This is a genomic window from Pseudoalteromonas sp. T1lg21 (assembly GCF_002964625.1).
Classification (GTDB): Bacteria; Pseudomonadota; Gammaproteobacteria; order Enterobacterales; family Alteromonadaceae; genus Pseudoalteromonas; species Pseudoalteromonas gelatinilytica.
Map to the genome: position 1 here is coordinate 1 of NZ_PQBX01000004.1, position 16,569 is coordinate 16,569.

Below are 16,569 nucleotides of genomic sequence, written 5' to 3' on the forward strand. Positions count from 1 at the left end.
CTGCGGAGTGGTAGTTCAGTTGGTTAGAATACCGGCCTGTCACGCCGGGGGTCGCGGGTTCGAGTCCCGTCCACTCCGCCATTTGATATCATAAACAAATTAAGTGCATTACCTCATGCACATACCACTGCGGAGTGGTAGTTCAGTTGGTTAGAATACCGGCCTGTCACGCCGGGGGTCGCGGGTTCGAGTCCCGTCCACTCCGCCATTTGTTTTCCTCAAGCAAATGATTAGATAATTCTTTACTTTACACCTTACTATTTCCTTATACTGACAACGTATCTCGTATCTCGTATCTCGTATCTCGTATCTCGTATCTCGTATCTCGTATCTCGTATCTCGTATCTCGTATCTCGTATCTCGTATCTTTCATCCTATCTTGCTAATATTCTTCATTATTCCTATTTATTCAGCTTTTTATATCTGCATGAATAGCAAAGAATGGCGGCTCCACAACAAAAAGGAAATGCGTTATGAGTACATTCGGAACACAACTAAGACACTATCGCAGTGAGCTGAAATTAAGCCAACCAGAATTTGCAGAGCAAGTTGGAATAGAGCAAAGTTACCTTTCAAAACTTGAGAACGATAAATCAGTGCCTTCTAATGACACATTTCGTTCAATATTAACGGCGCTCAATCTAACAATTTGCGACTTTATGGAACCATTAAAACATTCTGTAGATAAAGCGAGATTGATTAATGTGCCTGACATTGAAGCTTGGTATAAGCAACAAAGTAATAAGCAATTCATTAAACAGCGCTCATTGATCTATATTGCCATACTATTAAGTGCGCTAGGCTGTGCCATGTTTTATTTAGGGCATCAAGAAAAGCTATTCAATACAAAGTTCTATGAGTACAAATCATATGGTGTAGTGAAAGATAATGAACCAGATGGCATTTTTCATGATTGGCGAACGCTACTCGTAGAACAAAGCAGCGAGAAAATAGATGCAAAACGTCGAGAAATGATTAGCAGGCATGATTTTAAATTTATTATCTCAGCGGATTATAAAGGTTTTTCGTTTGTAGAATCTGGCGAGCAAGGTAGGCGTTTGTATAGCCTGACTTCAAAAACACCCGTTATCAAGCCTCATAAAGGCCATGTATGGCTTGAGTTTATCGGTATCTTATTGCTTGTAGTTGGTGCAGGTCTCATCACATTTGAGATTAAACTGACAAGACAGCATTAATGAGTTGTAGAACCTGACGCGTGTTAGCTGGCGTCAGGATCGCGAGGAATTAAATGCGCAAACTGTTGCTGGTGGATTTGTTCGTATAAGGTCGCTGCGTAGCTTTGCGCATCATGTAATCTGCGCGTACTGATGTGTTTTCTCAGGTCATCAAGTGCAGCGGTTGCAGGTTCATAACCTTGGCTACTTGCCAGACTTAGCCACACCGCGCCATGAAAAACACTGTGTGGAACACCTTGCCCTTTGATGAAAAACAGTCCTATATAAAATTGTGCTCTATGGTTACCTGCCATAGCAGCGAGGCGCATCCATTTCGCAGCAAGGGGAGGCTGTTCATTTTTTAAATAATATAAAGCTTTGTTTAGTACGTTTTCAACAGATTGAGTACTTTTATCTGGCGCCGACCCTTTATCGGGTTGGGTAATAAAGGCAAGTACATTATCAAGCTGTTGCTCTAAATCTAAGCCTACTGGCGAATTATCAGACATAGTTTAGTTATTTTCTTGAAATAAAAGACCTTATTAGTTTAGAACATTGCAAGGTAAAATGTCCTCTTATTGAGATAAAATATGATAAAATTAGCCAATTAATCTCAACTTAAAGTTCAACATGTTCGAAAGACTTTTCAAAATCACTGAAAACAACACCTCTGTGCGCCGCGAAACTATTGCTGGTATAACAACATTCATTACCATGGTTTACATTGTATTTGTTAACCCAGCCATGTTAGCCGAAGCAGGAATGGACCAAGGTGCGGCATTTGTTGCAACCTGTATTGCAGCTGCAATCGGCTGTTTTATCATGGGTTTATGGGCTAACTACCCATTAGCATTGGCGCCAGGTATGGGCTTAAACGCTTTCTTTACCTATGGTGTAGTGCTTGGCATGGGCCACACTTGGCAAGCTGCCCTTGGCGCAGTATTTATGTCTGGCTGTATCTTTTTGTGTTTAAGCCTATTTAAGGTGCGAGAGTGGATCATTGATGCCATTCCACTGGTATTAAAGCGTGCCATTGCTACAGGTATCGGTGCTTTCTTAGCGCTTATTGCACTGAAAAACGCCGGTATTATCGTAGCAAGCCCTGCAACGCTAGTGCAGTTAGGCGACATCACAGCGCCGGGTCCTTTACTCGCCATTTTTAGCTTTTTTGTGATTGCGGCTCTTTTATATCGCGACATGAAAAGTGGCGTGCTAATTAGTATTTTATTAGTAACGGCTATCGCCCTTGGTTTAGACCTTGTGCAATACCAAGGTATTGTGTCAATGCCACCTTCAATTGCGCCAACCTTTATGCAATTAGATTTTGCATCAGCATTAGAAATCTCAATGCTAACAGTGATTTTTGCTTTCTTATTTGTTGATTTGTTTGATACCTCAGGCACTTTAGTTGCTGTTACGCAAAAAGCAGGGCTTGCTGATGAGCAAGGTAAAATGCCTCGCTTAGGTCGTGCATTAAGTGCAGACAGCACAGCAACCATTGCCGGTTCAATGCTTGGTACGTCAACAACGACGTCGTACATTGAATCAGTAGCAGGCGTATCTGTGGGCGGCCGTACTGGTCTTACCGCGGTGGTTGTAGGCATTTGTTTCTTGTTAATGATGTTCTTTGCACCACTAGCCGGTATGATCCCAGCTTATGCAACGGCAGGTGCGATTTTGTATGTTGCTGTTTTAATGATGCAAAACTTAAAGCTGGTCAATTGGGATGATATGACAGATGCCATTCCAGTGAGCGTGGTATTATTGATGACACCGTTAACGTTCTCGATTGCGCACGGTATTGCACTGGGTTTTATTTCGTATACTGCGGTGAAGTTGGTATGTGGTAAAAAAGATGAAATCAGTATCAGTGTGTGGGTATTAACAGCATTATTTATCGTTAAGTTTGCGTTTTTATCTTAATCAGCTCAAAGCAAAGAAAAAGTGGTTTACCACTTTTTCTTTGGTGCGAATAACACGTCTAAATCGTCTTGCTCTTGTTCTGCTTTTTTCTTTCTTGATGTTGCATTTGATGCTTTCAATTCAGAGCTAATCGCTTCTAAGTAATTTTCAACTTCTTGTCGTTTTGCACTCACATATTCATCGCTGTAGCTCACTCCCGATAGGGTAGCAAGTGCCTTTTCAAAATATTGTCTGGCTGATCCCACCATGTTTGCTGAGCGAGCAGATAAACCACGTTTGATTTGGCTTTCTACATTGATCCTTAACTGCAATTTTTCAAGGCGTTTATCTTCTGCAACAAATACTTGGCTATCAACTTTACCTTTACCATGCTCTGAGCGCAGTACCGCACGTAATTTTTTAATACCTTGGATTAATGCGATTAGTTGTTTGTCGTTATCAGGTAACACCAGTGCGTCACTGTTATTTGCTTCTATTGGCGAGCTTAAACGCTCTTTAGATTCTTTTAAGCGATTTTTTAACTCTTTTGAGCTTGGAGACAGTTCGACCATACCTGCTAGAGCATCATAAATACGACGCTGGAGAATACGCAGGATGTTTTCAGACATGGGAATATTAGCACTGTTAAGCAAAACATCTTCTGCTTCTTCAATGATTTTCTTTAACTTTGTTAACTCTTTACGGCGCTCTGCTTCTTGCTTTTCTTTATGTTGTTGCACCGCACTTACCCACAGTGCAATGACGATTAATGCAACAATGAGCATGATGATGATAGAAACAATCATTACTAAATCTCAGTTTTAACTATCTAATTTTTTTATATTACATTAAAAAGATCAGATCTGAACAGCTTTGCGGTTAGTTATCTAGAATAAACTTCCGATGATTACTACTTTATAATGAGTATAGCGCTAAACTAGCACCTTTATTGAATATTTTGCGTGTAAACACGGCTACCGAGCCGTAATTTAATGTGTTAGCCTTAGAAACAATCGATATAAATGTATAGCGCGATGAAATATCACTTGGCATTGTGCTTTGCAGCCTTTATAAATAAACAATAACAACGTTTACAATGCAGCCATGAAACTACAACAACTCAGATATATAGTCGAAGTCCAAAATCATAAACTGAATGTCTCTGCAACAGCAGAAAGTTTATTTACCTCGCAACCGGGGATCTCGAAACAAGTTCGTATGCTTGAAGATGAACTTGGTGTGCAGATCTTTGGTCGTAGTGGCAAACACTTAACGCATGTAACTAGTGCCGGTAACGAAATCATTAATATTTCACGTGAGATACTATCAAAGGTTGAGGGTATCAAAGCGGTTGCCAATGAACATACCTTACCGGATCAAGGTAAACTAAATATCGCGACCACGCACACACAAGCACGCTATGCATTACCTAATGTTATTCAAGGCTTTATGAAAAAGTACCCGGCAGTGTCTTTGCATATGCACCAAGGTACGCCACAGCAGATTTCTGATGCAGCAGCACGAGGCGACGCTGATTTTGCCATTGCGACTGAGGCACTGCATTTATACTCTGATTTAGTTATGTTGCCGTGCTATCACTGGAATCGCAGTATCGTCGTGGCAAAAACACACCCACTTGCGCAAAAGGCTGATAACTTAACGGTTGCCGATGTGGCTAAATACCCGCTGATAACATATGTGTTTGGTTTTACTGGTCGCTCTGAATTAGATAAAGCTTTCAATGCTCATGGACTTGAGCCACATATCGTATTTACTGCAACGGATGCTGATGTAATCAAAACCTATGTGCGTTTAGGGCTAGGTGTGGGCGTTGTCGCATCGATGGCAATAGACCAAGTAACAGACACTGATTTAGTGTGTATTGATGCAAGCCATTTATTTGAAGCGAGTACTACTAAGATTGGCTTTAGAAAAGGCAGCTTTTTACGCAGCTATATGTATGATTTTATTGAACGATTTGCACCACACTTAACCAAAGAATTGGTTGAGCGAGCAAGCTTATTACGTAACCAAGAAGATGTTGATAAGCTCTTCGAAAATATAGAGTTACCAGTAAAATAGAAATAAAAAAAGCCGCTTTAAAGCGGCTTTTTTTATTGTGCTGAAAATTAACACTCGATGATATTAACTGCTAAGCCACCGCGAGCGGTTTCTTTGTATTTTGTTTTCATATCATTACCTGTGTCGAGCATGGTTTTAATTACCTTATCAAGGGTCACTTTTTGCTCGCCAGAACCACGCATTGCAAGGCGTGATGCATTGATTGCTTTGATAGCGCCCATCGCATTACGTTCAATACATGGTACTTGCACAAGGCCTCCTACTGGGTCACAGGTTAGACCTAGATTGTGCTCCATACCAATCTCAGCGGCGTTTTCAACCTGCACAACATTACCACCCATGATTTCGGTTAGGGCGCCCGCTGCCATTGAGCAAGCAACGCCCACTTCACCTTGGCAACCTACTTCAGCACCAGAAATTGACGCATTCTTTTTATATAAAATACCAATGGCTGCTGCTGTTAATAAGTAACGGGTCGCAATATCACGGTCTACTTCTTTAATGAAAGTGTGATAATACATTAATACCGCAGGTAAAATGCCCGCAGCACCATTGGTTGGTGCGGTAACTACACGGCCACCGGCAGCGTTCTCTTCGTTTACTGCAAGTGCAAACAAATCAACCCAGTCCATCGCACGTAGTGGGTCATTGTTTACCTCAATATTTAATTTAAGGTGGAGGCTAGGTGCACGGCGTTTTACTTTTAAACCACCAGGTAAAATCCCTTCTGTGCGCATGCCACGTTCAATACAGGCTTTCATTACTTGCCAAATATTAAACAGCTCATCTTTGATGTCTTTTTCGCTGCGTAAGGTTTTTTCGTTATGCATCATAAGTGTTGATACACTAAAACCTGATTCACGGCATAGCTCTAACAACTCTTTAGCCGTGTTAAACGGATAAGGTGCAGGGTTTTCCTCGCGAATTTCGAGTGCTTTTTGTTTTTCGTTCTCGAATTCTTCGTCAGTTACGATAAATCCGCCGCCGATTGAGTAATACACTTTACTGAATAGCTTTTCGCTATTTTGACTCGCAATGATTTCCATCGCATTTGAGTGCTTTGGTAGTGTTTTACGACGATGGAATACAATCGCACCTTGCTTAGGGAAATTGGCTTTATGGCTTTGGTTTAAGTAAATAACCTGTTCTTTTTCGATTTTTGCCAGAATATCGTCAACTAAATCAGCATCAATGGTTTCTGGATCATAGCCGGCAAGGCCTAAGATCACGGCTTTACCTGAGCCGTGACCAATACCTGTTTGACCGAGTGAGCCAAACAGCTCAACTTTAATATCGGTGACGTTTGCAAGTAAGTTTTTTTCTTCTAATTCGTTTACAAATAAACGCGAAGCGCGCATTGGGCCAACAGTGTGAGATGACGATGGGCCAATACCAATACTAAACATATCGAATGCACTGATCATAATTTGCTACTCATTTTCCTTTAACGGCATACTACCTGCCTTTGAACGGTGCCACATAATAACGTTTAAACGTGTCTGTGTAACCCTAAAAGCAGGATAATTAAACTGGTAGGGCGAGCTGTTTGATAAAGTTATTAATAATGCTCGCTGTTGCTCCCCAAAGCAGGCCATGGGGGGTCATCAAACCTTGCAAAGTAATGGTTTTACCATTTCGCTCAAAGGGGAGGGGCTGCCAATTTTGTTGGTTACTCAAATAAGATAAAGGCAGTAAAAAGCTGGCAGCAACTTCGTTGGGATCTGCTTGCCATGTTGTCCCTTCGCTGAGGGTACACACAAAAGGCTCAATAGTGAAACCGGTCAGGGTCGCGTACTGGTGTAATTTACCGTGGACAGTCACTTGATGTGTGCCAATATTAAGCTCTTCATTGAGCTCTCGAAGAGCTGTGTGCATTAACGTGTCATCTTGCTCTTCATACTTTCCACCTGGTAAGCAAATCTCCCCAGGGTGATGCAGTAAATAACTTGGTCGTTTGCACAGCAACAAATGCGCTTCGTCATTAATATCTAGCAAAGGTAACATCACGGCACTGGCACGCTTTTCGGCATTAAAGCGAATGGTAGCTGGACGCTCTGTGGTTTGACTTAAACTAAAACGGGCAATTATTTGCTGACTATTCAAGGTTGTTACTTCAACGTTTACTTTAATAAAGGCAGTATTTTATTTACTTTATCGTAAGTTTCTTGGTACTCCAAGTCGACCTTTGAATCAGCCACAATGCCACCGCCAGCCCAGCAATAAATTGCACCTTGATGACACACTAAAGTACGAATTGTGATACTGGTATCCATGTTGCCACAGGCACTCAAATAGCCAATTGAGCCACAGTACACACTACGTCGATGTGGTTCGAGCTCTTCAATAATTTCCATAGCACGAATTTTCGGTGCTCCGGTAATTGAACCACCCGGGAAAGCGGCATGAATTTGGTCAACGGCATCTTTGCCATCCGCTAATTCTGCGCGCACAGTACTTACTAAATGATGTACAGCTGGAAAGCTTTCAATGGCAAATAGCGAGGGTACGGTGACACTACCTGGACGAGCCACTTTGCCTAAATCGTTGCGTAGCAGATCAACAATCATGACATTTTCTGCGCGGTCTTTTTCAGATTGTTGTAAACGGGTTGCTTGTGCTTGGTCTTGTTCAGGGTCAGCCAAACGAGGGAGCGTTCCTTTAATGGGCTTGGTTTCTATTTGACCTTGATTTATAGAGATAAAGCGCTCAGGGGAGATAGATAAAATAGCGCCATCTGGGTGATTTATATAGCTTGAAAATGGGGCTTTATTCGCTTCTCGAAGTTGTTTATAGGCTTGCCATGTTGAACCTGAAAACTCAGCTTTAAAACGCTGCGCAAGGTTGATCTGGTAACAGTCACCACTTTTTAAATAAGTTTGAATTTTCTCGAATTTTTCGCTGTAGCTGGCTTTGCTCATATTTGACTGCCAGTCGCTTTTTAGCGCGAACTCTGCACTTGCTGGCGTTTCGTTTAGGTGCTGCTGGTATAGCGCTAAGCGATTTTGATTTGGCTGACAAACGTAAAACCAGCTTTGCTGTTGCTTATCAAAAATAAGAGCATCAGGATAAAGTCCAACAGCCATTTGCGGCATGTTAATGTCGTTTTCGGCATGATTTGGCATAGTTTCAATCACACGACCTAAGTCATAACCAAAATAGCCAAGCCAACCACCTGTAAAAGGCAGATTGTTAGGGTTTGCTGTGTGATTAAATTCCTGAAGACCTGCTTTCATCAAGCTAAAACAATCACTTGATTGCGCCTTGCCGTCGACAAAGCATGTATTTTCACGCACTTCTAATCGCTTTAATGGCGCAATGGCAATGATATCGAAGCGGCTATTTACATGCTCGCTATTGGCTGAATCGAGCAACACAGCATGGGGCAAATGAGCAAAATGACTAAATAGCGCGATACAATCACCGCTTAAATCTAATTTAATGCACAAATTTTCATCGTTTATCATCTACATTGCCCTGAATAACTAGCCCGAAACGGGCGAGGAGGGTATCATAAGTTAAATTTGATTGGCAGCGTTATGATTTCCTTTATAGTGATGCCATGACTAACCCGTAGAGTAAATCTTCGTCACCGGTTTACTCAGGATCACGTACAGCGCTACGCGATAAAAACTTAAGGAACCCGTAATGAGTACAATTCGTCAGCAAGACTTCATTGATAGCATTGAAGATGCATTGCAATACATTTCTTTTTATCACCCTCTCGATTTCGTACAAGCCTTAGAAAAAGCTTACAACAAAGAGCAAAGCAAAGCGGCAAAAGATGCCATTGCGCAAATTTTAATTAACTCTCGTATGTCTGCTGAAGGTAAACGTCCGCTATGTCAAGATACAGGTATCATTACCTGTTTCGTAAAAGTAGGTATGGATGTTAAGTGGGATAAAACAGACATGACTGTACAGCAAATGGTTGATGAAGGTACACGTCGCGCATACTTAAACCCAGATAACCCGTTACGCGCATCAATTGTTGCAGACCCAGCTGGTACGCGTAAAAACACCAAAGACAATACACCTTCAGTTGTTCATATCGACTTAGTGCCAGGTGGCGAAGTTGAGGTAATGGTTGCAGCGAAGGGCGGCGGCTCAGAAAATAAAACGAAAATGGTTATGCTTAACCCATCTGATGATGTGGCTGCATGGGTTGAGAAAACATTACCAACGATGGGTGCGGGCTGGTGTCCACCTGGCATGCTAGGTATAGGTATTGGTGGTACTGCAGAAAAAGCCGCGGTACTAGCGAAAGAATCATTAATGGATCCGGTTGATATTCACGAGCTGATTGAGCGCGGCGCTGAAACAACTGAAGAAAAAATGCGTATCGATATCTTCGAACGTGCTAATAAGTTAGGTATTGGTGCTCAAGGTCTTGGTGGTTTAACAACCGTAGTTGATGTGAAAATCAAAACGGCACCAACTCACGCAGCATCAAAACCAGTGGTAATGATCCCGAACTGTGCAGCAACTCGTCACGTACACTTCACGTTAGATGGTTCAGGCCCAGCTGATCTTAAAGCGCCTAAACTAGAAGATTGGCCAGAAGTTACATTTGAAGTAGGCGAAGGTACACGTCGCGTTGATTTAAACACTCTGACAAAAGAAGACACACAAGAGTGGAAGATGGGTGAAACGGTTCTTCTGTCTGGTACTATTTTAACGGGTCGTGATGCAGCGCATAAACGTTTACAAGATATGATCCAATCAGGTGAAGGTTTACCTGAAGGCGTTGATTTTGATAACAAGTTTATCTACTACGTTGGCCCTGTAGATGCAGTGGGTGATGAAGCGGTAGGTCCTGCAGGACCTACAACTGCAACGCGTATGGATAAATTCACTGATATGATGTTAGAAAAAACAGGCATCATCGGTATGATTGGTAAGGCTGAGCGTGGGCCTGCTACAGTAGAATCAATCAAGAACAATAAGTCTATTTACTTAATGGCGGTAGGTGGTGCAGCTTACCTTGTATCTAAAGCAATCAAGAAAGCACGCGTTGTTGCATTCGAAGATTTAGGTATGGAAGCAATCTACGAGTTTGAAGTAGAAGATATGCCAGTAACGGTTGCTGTTGATAGTGAAGGTGCAAATGCACATACGCAAGGCCCAGCTATTTGGAAAGCAAAAATCGAAGAACTTGATGGCAAATTAAAATAACCATCTTGTAAGTCTTTTATTAAAAAAACGGCGCAACTGCGCCGTTTTTTTCTGATCTGACCAGTCTCAATTATTTTCTTAGCATACCTTCATAAAGCAGATACTACTTGGCTTTATCGGCATATTTTTCTTGTCACTTTTTCTTTACGCTATACTTTACCTTTACGTTCACGTAATAAAGTTTGTTAAGTTAATATTTTGTTTTGAATTAACAATGCTTAATGCGTACTTTGGTTGGTATAATTTTTCTATAAAGTGTTAGTTTTTGAGTTGATATTTCGGCTTGGGAACTTTGCTTAGTTTTATCATCTCATTTAGTAGCAAGCGAGCATGCGAAGTGATAAAGTCTCGGCACTTTCAGCGCTCACACCCCTTAGGGTAAGAAAATTTCGGAGTATTTAACTGTGGCTGTATTTAATAAAGTCGACTTTGATAACCACGAGCAAGTGGTGTTTTGTTCAGATAAAGAATCAGGCCTAAAAGCTATTATCGCGGTTCACAATACCAAGTTAGGTCCAGCGGTTGGTGGTTGCAGAATGTGGGACTACACAACTGATGAAGACGCGGTTACTGACGCACTTCGTTTATCAAAAGGTATGACCTACAAAAATGCTGTGGCACGTTTACCATTTGGTGGTGGTAAGTCAGTGATCATCGGTAATGCAAAAGAAATTAAATCAGAGCAACTTTTCCGTGCATTTGGTCGTCAATTAGAGCGTTTAAGCGGTAGCTACTATTCAGCTGAAGACGTAAACATCACCTGTGATGATGTTGCTATCATGAATAAAGAAACGAACTATGTGCTAGGTCTTGAAGGTAAAAGTGGTAACCCTTCACCATTTACAGCATATGGTACATTTTTAGGTATTAAAGCAGCTTTACAACATCAACGTGGTCATCAAGACCTTGCTGGTATCAAAGTAGCTGTGCAAGGTTTAGGTGCAGTGGCATACGGCCTTTGTAAACACCTACATGAAGCGGGCGCAACATTATTTGTAACAGATATCAACGAGCAAGCTGTTGAGCGCGTTGTAAATGATTTCAATGCAACGGCTGTGGGTATTGATGAAATCTACGACTTAGACGTTGATGTGTATGCACCTTGTGCACTTGGCGCAACGGTAAACGACACGACTATCCCGCGTTTAAAAGCAACAATTATCGCTGGTTGTGCGAATAACCAATTAGCAGAGTCTCGTCACGGTGAGATCATCCGCGAAAAAGGTATCTTATACGCACCAGATTACGTTATTAACGCAGGTGGTATCATCAACGTTTACTACGAAACAGCACCAGAAGGTTATAGTGCAGAAGCATCAACTAAGCACGTTGAAGGTATCTACGATACGTTAACTGAAATCTTCGCACGTTCTGAAAAAGAACAAAAATCGACGCATTTAATTGCCGATGAACTTGCGTTAGAAATCATCGAAAACGGCTTATAATTAATTAAATTAGTTGTTCGAAAAGGTGCGCAGGTCGCACCTTTTTTTGTGCTCGTAATTTGTCGCAACTAAGTGACGAAGCCATTTTAACTCGTTAAACTCGATTTTTAATCTTCGAGGGTCTCTTATGGATACAGCACTTTGTGAAATCACACCGATTGATTTAGATTCTTGGCCTCGAAAGCAACATTTTGCTTTTTTCAGTGAGTTTTCTTTACCTTATTTTAATGTCTGTGTTTCACTTGATATGGCTGCGCTTTATGAAAAATGTAAAAAATCGCCGTATTCATTTTTTCATACATATGTATACCTTACTTTGGAAGCGTGTCATGACTACGCCCCAATGCGGCAACGTATTATAGATTCTCTACCGGTACAACTGTCATCGGTACGAGGGAGTGTGGTTGAGCTTGCTGATGATGATACGTTTCCGATTTAGTTATTTTGAAAAACAGGCGTCGATTGAAGCGTTTTCTAAACATGCTATTGAAGTGGGAAAAAACAGTAAAGTACAAGCTTTTTTCTCTGATGCATTTGCTGCAACAGAAGGGCAGCCAGACCTAATTCATATCTCAGTGCTACCATGGTTAAACTTTACTGGTTTTTCGCATGCGGTCAGTGAAGGTCACGGACTTGGTATTCCTAAGTTTGTATTCGGCCAGTTTGATTCAAAAACTGGAAAAATGCCGCTTTCAATTGATGTTCATCATGCCTTGATGGATGGACTTCATGTAGCGCAGTTTTTAAAGGTACTACAAGAAAAAATTACAAATTTTTGTAATTGATTGTTGCTAAATGTGATTAAAGTAAGTAAAAATTGCAACTAATGTAGTATTTTAGCAATTCGCTTAATTAAGTAAGTTGGTTCCATTCAGGGTTTTGCTTAACCCTGAACCTATAAAACTACATCACTGAAAAGAATGATAATAAATATCAGGGTCTTAGTTTATGGTGCGGGTAGTTAGCTGTATTTTACTTTTCTTGTGTTTCAATGCTTTTGCAGATTCTGCACGCCTCTCTCTCAGTGATTATTTTACCGAGACTTGGAGTACACCGGCAGGCCTTCCACATAACAGCATAAATTCAGTTACACAAACAAATGACGGTTATATTTGGATAGCAACTTGGGAAGGGCTCGCTCGTTTCAATGGTCGTGAATTTAAACTTTTTACCCGTACAGAAATTCCCGGCTTACCTGACTCTGGATTGCGTAGCCTTATTCCGATGGATAATGGTGATTTATATATAGTTGGTGCACGAGGTGGTATTGCACAGCGAACTCACGGGCAATGGCGCGCTTTAGCAACATCGTCAGCTATGATAAATCATGCACTTATAACTGAACAAGGTGAGATTTGGCTTGCCCTCGAAGGAGAGGGGGTTGCTTATCGGGCCGCAGAGCATGCACCTGAACAAAAACTACTTGATAAATTGAGTGTTTATCGCTTGTTACAAGACCAAGAGGGCGTTATTTGGGCGGCAACCAGTGATGGCTTGTATCAAATTATAGATAGCAAGGTTAGTAAGGTTAGCCGAGATTCAGGGTTGCCCGACGCCTCCGTGTTTACTTTACTACTAACGAATTCGGGTACCTTAATTGTAGGCACCGAAAAAGGTGTATGGAAAAAGCAACAAGACAAGTTCACTTCTGTTGACCCCGTCCTTAAAAAAGAATCTATCTCTAGCTTACTTGAAGATGCACATGGTGATTTATGGTTTGGTACCATTAATAAAGGGGTGTTTAGGTTAAGTGAATTGGGTTTAGAAAATTTAGCCGCTGACGATGGTTTACCAAATAATCGTATCTTATCGCTAATGCAAGATCGTGAAAAAAGCATTTGGGTCGGAACTAACGCGGGCTTATTTCGATTAAGAGAAGCCCCTTTTACAAATTGGAACAAGAGTAGAGGCCTGGCATCAAATTATGTTCGTACAGTGCTCTCTCACTCAGATGGCAGCTTGTGGGTGGGCAGTAGTAACGGCTTAAATCGTATTGAAAATGGTGAGTTAACAACGCTTGAGCAAGCTAACGACAAAGACCCTTTATCAGTTTTAAGCCTTACCGAAGATAAACAGGGAGGTGTTTGGCTTGGTACTTATACTGCGGGTTTAATGAAAGTTGCAGATAACAAAATTTATCCCGTTAAAAATCGAAGTAATGGTCTTATTAGTAACGAAGTTCGCGCGGTGTTATTTGATTCGTCTGATAACTTGTGGGTTGGGACTGCAGGTGGGTTAACTAAAATAGATACCTCAGGGCAAACATATTCATATACAACAGTCGATGGTTTAGCTGGCGACTTTATCATGGCCCTTGCTGAAGATGCTTATGGCAAGATCTGGATTGGCACAGGCGTTGGCGTATCTATCTTAGATTCAGCTTCTGGACAAATCAGCTCATTAAAATTTCCTGATCAGTTTAGCACTGAGTATGCATTCGGCTTTTATTTGGATGGCGATATAATGTGGCTCGCCACAGACCGAGGGCTAGTTCGCTACAACCTCAGCACAGATCAAATGAGTTTGTTTGGCCGAGAGCAAGGTTTACCAGTTGATAAACTGTTCCAAGTGATTGAACAAGGTGATTCACTTTGGCTTACCAGTAATCGCGGTGTCATTCAGGTTAACAAAGCACAACTCAATACGTTATTAGATAACCCAGCTAAACCAATGGACGTTTCCATGCAGCTTTATGACGAAGGCGATGGCATGCTAAGTGCGCAAGCGAATGGTGGCTCAAACCCCGCTGCGGTAATACATTCTGATGGTCAAATATGGGTTGCGACCGCTAAGGGCGTTGCTATTGCAGCACCAGAGCGCTTAAAAGAGGCCAGTAAACGCCGTTTGTCGACTGTAATAGAAAGTTTTGAGGTAGATGGTAAATCAATCCCTTTAACTTCTGATACTGATTTTATTAGTTTGCCGGCAGGTGTCTCACGTGTGTCTTTTAATTACGCAGGGCTTAGTTTTATTATGCCTGCTCGGCTTAACTATCAAACTCAATTAAGTGGGTACAATCAACAATGGGTAGACCGGGGGCGTCTGACCATTACCGAGTACACAAATTTACCGCCAGGTGAATATACCTTTAAAGTGCGCGCAGGCTACCCAAATAGTGATTGGCAAAATAATGAGCAAGTATTGCATTTTAAAATTGCTCCTTATTTTTGGCAAAAAACCAGCTTTAAGTTATTTATCTTAATTGCCGTTCTTCTTACCGCGTATGTCATTTATAAATATCGACTATATCACTACAAGCGAATTGAAATTGAATTAACGGAAAAAGTTGAACAGCAAATGCATGAACTAAAAACACAAGCTGATGCATTTGCCCACTTAGCAAACCATGACCAATTAACACAATTACCGAATAGACGCGCCTTTGATAGTTGGTTAGCAAATAACTTTAACCAGTTTCAAAATGAGGATAAAGCGCTCAGTATTGCGATTATGGATATTGATCACTTTAAACAGATTAATGATGATTTCTCTCATTTAATCGGTGATAAGGTGATTTGTGAAATCGCACGATTATTACAAATGAGTTTTCCAGATGAAGGCTATGCTGCACGATGGGGAGGTGAAGAGTTTACCTTACTATTCCCGCACAAAAATGCTGAACAAGCAGCACTGTTGTGTGAAAACATACGTTTACAGATAGCTGACTATGATTTTGCTGATATCGCAACAGGACTATGTGTTACGGTGAGCTTTGGTGTTGCAGATAATTCAAAAGTCACTGACTATGATCGATTACTATCTAATGCAGACAATGCCTTATACAGTGCTAAAAATAGCGGCCGCAACAGGGTTTTCATGCATAATAAGGGTTGTATGACACCAAGTTAAGGTTTTTGAAAATAAAAAGTGTGCAAACAATTGATCTTTTTTGGTTTGCACACATTAAAGTAACAAGACTGTTTTTTAGGCGTTAGTAATGCTAAACCTGTTGTTGTTAGTTTTTTTAATTATATTTATTGTCTGTTACTGGCGCTGGGATGACATCCGTAACCACTTTTGGCAGAAAAAATACCTTAATTACTCCCTCAATGCTCAGCAAAAAAAACTGCTATTAAACTATATGCCCATCTACCAAAAGATGACGGATGCAGATCGCGAAAAGCTGGAGCGTCACATTGTCTGGTTTTTAAATGAAAAGCGCTTTATTGGCTGTGATGGCCTTAAACTTAATGATGCAATGAAGCTGATTGTAGCGGCCGATGCCTGTGTTTTAGTGCTTAATAAACCTTGGCCCCTGTATCGCAATGTAAAAGAGATCCTTTTATATCCAAGCGCTTATTATGCGCCGCAAACCTCCCGCGATAATGCCGGGCTGGTCAGCTATCACAATACCGTTCGCCAAGGTGAATCATGGCCGGGTGGAACCTTGGTATTGAGCTGGCATGATGTACTTGAGGGGAACCGCTTGCCAAGCGATGGTCATAATTTAGTGTTTCATGAATTCGCCCATCAGCTCGACCAAGAAACAGGCAAAACCACAGGCACGCCGATGCTTGCGAGTAATGAAGATTATCAAAAGTGGGCAAAAGTATTTAGCCGCGCCTTTAATCAACTCAAAACCCATTTAGCTTATGGCATGCCGCATGTTATTCATAGTTATGGCGCGACCAACGAGGCAGAATTTTTTGCTGTTATTACAGAAACCTTTTTAGAAAAACCCGCCGAACTCAGGCAGTTTGACCCTGAAATTTATCATTTACTGGTTGGCTTTTATCAGTTTGATCCGATTGCGTGGCATTAGTCGACTATTTACGTTTGTTTAACACGAATTG

12 protein-coding genes, 2 tRNA genes and 1 pseudogene are annotated in these 16,569 nt (G+C 41.3%); 10 read left to right on the forward strand and 5 right to left on the reverse strand.

What is annotated here, in order from left to right; translation table 11 throughout:
• Positions 1 to 4: 4 nt before the first annotated feature.
• The 3 genes from C2M25_RS02580 to C2M25_RS02590 all read left to right on the forward strand — a co-directional run bounded on the left by C2M25_RS02580 (position 5) and on the right by C2M25_RS02590 (position 1,196).
• Positions 5 to 81 (forward strand) — tRNA-Asp (locus tag C2M25_RS02580).
• A 50-nt stretch (positions 82 to 131) separates the two neighbouring features.
• Positions 132 to 208 (forward strand) — tRNA-Asp (locus tag C2M25_RS02585).
• A gap of 265 nt (positions 209 to 473) precedes the next feature.
• Positions 474 to 1,196 (forward strand): helix-turn-helix domain-containing protein, encoded by a 723-nt coding sequence (locus C2M25_RS02590; RefSeq protein WP_105180333.1) that lies wholly within the window; start codon positions 474 to 476, stop codon positions 1,194 to 1,196.
• Positions 1,197 to 1,219: 23 nt separating this feature from the next.
• On the opposite strand, the gene C2M25_RS02595 is transcribed toward C2M25_RS02590, so the two are convergent.
• The gene (locus C2M25_RS02595; RefSeq protein ID WP_105180334.1) at positions 1,220 to 1,684 is read right to left on the reverse strand and encodes a sel1 repeat family protein; all 465 of its coding nucleotides are present in this window, start codon (positions 1,682 to 1,684) and stop codon (positions 1,220 to 1,222) included.
• 121 nt (positions 1,685 to 1,805) lie between these two features.
• On the opposite strand from C2M25_RS02595, the gene C2M25_RS02600 reads away from it, so the two are divergent.
• A complete protein-coding gene (locus C2M25_RS02600; protein WP_063706031.1) occupies positions 1,806 to 3,098 on the forward strand; it encodes an NCS2 family permease in 1,293 nt (430 codons plus the stop codon).
• Between the two features lie 26 nt (positions 3,099 to 3,124).
• Here the strand turns inward: C2M25_RS02600 and C2M25_RS02605 are convergent, their stop codons facing one another.
• Positions 3,125 to 3,883, reverse strand: a complete 759-nt coding sequence (locus C2M25_RS02605; protein WP_063706029.1) for a hypothetical protein — start codon at positions 3,881 to 3,883, stop codon at positions 3,125 to 3,127.
• 298 nt (positions 3,884 to 4,181) lie between these two features.
• Here C2M25_RS02605 and cysB point away from each other — a divergent pair, with 298 nt between their 5' ends.
• Positions 4,182 to 5,159, forward strand: a complete 978-nt coding sequence (cysB, locus tag C2M25_RS02610) for an HTH-type transcriptional regulator CysB (protein WP_063706027.1) — start codon at positions 4,182 to 4,184, stop codon at positions 5,157 to 5,159.
• Positions 5,160 to 5,206: 47 nt separating this feature from the next.
• On the opposite strand, the gene C2M25_RS02615 is transcribed toward cysB, so the two are convergent.
• The 3 genes from C2M25_RS02615 to pabB form a co-directional block, all read right to left on the reverse strand.
• Complete coding sequence (locus tag C2M25_RS02615) at positions 5,207 to 6,583, reverse strand: L-serine ammonia-lyase (protein WP_105180335.1); 1,377 nt, start codon at positions 6,581 to 6,583, stop codon at positions 5,207 to 5,209.
• A 100-nt stretch (positions 6,584 to 6,683) separates the two neighbouring features.
• Positions 6,684 to 7,262: an NUDIX hydrolase gene (locus tag C2M25_RS02620; protein WP_063706023.1), complete on the reverse strand. Its 579-nt coding sequence runs from the start codon at positions 7,260 to 7,262 to the stop codon at positions 6,684 to 6,686.
• A gap of 17 nt (positions 7,263 to 7,279) precedes the next feature.
• The gene (gene pabB, locus C2M25_RS02625) at positions 7,280 to 8,623 is read right to left on the reverse strand and encodes an aminodeoxychorismate synthase component I (protein WP_105180336.1); all 1,344 of its coding nucleotides are present in this window, start codon (positions 8,621 to 8,623) and stop codon (positions 7,280 to 7,282) included.
• A 181-nt stretch (positions 8,624 to 8,804) separates the two neighbouring features.
• Here pabB and C2M25_RS02630 point away from each other — a divergent pair, with 181 nt between their 5' ends.
• From C2M25_RS02630 to C2M25_RS02650, 5 genes and pseudogenes are all read left to right on the forward strand, one after another.
• On the forward strand, positions 8,805 to 10,331 hold the full coding sequence (locus C2M25_RS02630; protein ID WP_063706019.1) for a fumarate hydratase: 1,527 nt from the start codon (positions 8,805 to 8,807) through the stop codon (positions 10,329 to 10,331).
• Between the two features lie 404 nt (positions 10,332 to 10,735).
• Positions 10,736 to 11,776, forward strand: a complete 1,041-nt coding sequence (locus C2M25_RS02635) for a Leu/Phe/Val dehydrogenase (protein WP_063706017.1) — start codon at positions 10,736 to 10,738, stop codon at positions 11,774 to 11,776.
• 148 nt (positions 11,777 to 11,924) lie between these two features.
• Positions 11,925 to 12,561, forward strand: a pseudogene (locus tag C2M25_RS02640) (CatA-like O-acetyltransferase).
• A gap of 163 nt (positions 12,562 to 12,724) precedes the next feature.
• Positions 12,725 to 15,625: a ligand-binding sensor domain-containing diguanylate cyclase gene (locus tag C2M25_RS02645; RefSeq protein ID WP_105180337.1), complete on the forward strand. Its 2,901-nt coding sequence runs from the start codon at positions 12,725 to 12,727 to the stop codon at positions 15,623 to 15,625.
• Positions 15,626 to 15,713: 88 nt separating this feature from the next.
• Positions 15,714 to 16,538 (forward strand): M90 family metallopeptidase, encoded by an 825-nt coding sequence (locus C2M25_RS02650; protein ID WP_105180338.1) that lies wholly within the window; start codon positions 15,714 to 15,716, stop codon positions 16,536 to 16,538.
• Positions 16,539 to 16,569: the final 31 nt, after the last annotated feature.

Excerpts from the sequence above, each read along its gene's own strand:
- C2M25_RS02590 (WP_105180333.1), top strand. The coding sequence starts at position 474 with ATGAGTACATTCGGAACACAACTAAGACACTATCGCAGTGAGCTGAAA.
- C2M25_RS02595 (WP_105180334.1), bottom strand. The coding sequence starts at position 1,684 with ATGTCTGATAATTCGCCAGTAGGCTTAGATTTAGAGCAACAGCTTGAT.
- C2M25_RS02600 (WP_063706031.1), top strand. The coding sequence starts at position 1,806 with ATGTTCGAAAGACTTTTCAAAATCACTGAAAACAACACCTCTGTGCGC.
- C2M25_RS02605 (WP_063706029.1), bottom strand. The coding sequence starts at position 3,883 with ATGATTGTTTCTATCATCATCATGCTCATTGTTGCATTAATCGTCATT.
- cysB (WP_063706027.1), top strand. The coding sequence starts at position 4,182 with ATGAAACTACAACAACTCAGATATATAGTCGAAGTCCAAAATCATAAA.
- C2M25_RS02615 (WP_105180335.1), bottom strand. The coding sequence starts at position 6,583 with ATGATCAGTGCATTCGATATGTTTAGTATTGGTATTGGCCCATCGTCA.
- pabB (WP_105180336.1), bottom strand. The coding sequence starts at position 8,623 with ATGATAAACGATGAAAATTTGTGCATTAAATTAGATTTAAGCGGTGAT.
- C2M25_RS02630 (WP_063706019.1), top strand. The coding sequence starts at position 8,805 with ATGAGTACAATTCGTCAGCAAGACTTCATTGATAGCATTGAAGATGCA.
- C2M25_RS02645 (WP_105180337.1), top strand. The coding sequence starts at position 12,725 with ATGGTGCGGGTAGTTAGCTGTATTTTACTTTTCTTGTGTTTCAATGCT.
- C2M25_RS02650 (WP_105180338.1), top strand. The coding sequence starts at position 15,714 with ATGCTAAACCTGTTGTTGTTAGTTTTTTTAATTATATTTATTGTCTGT.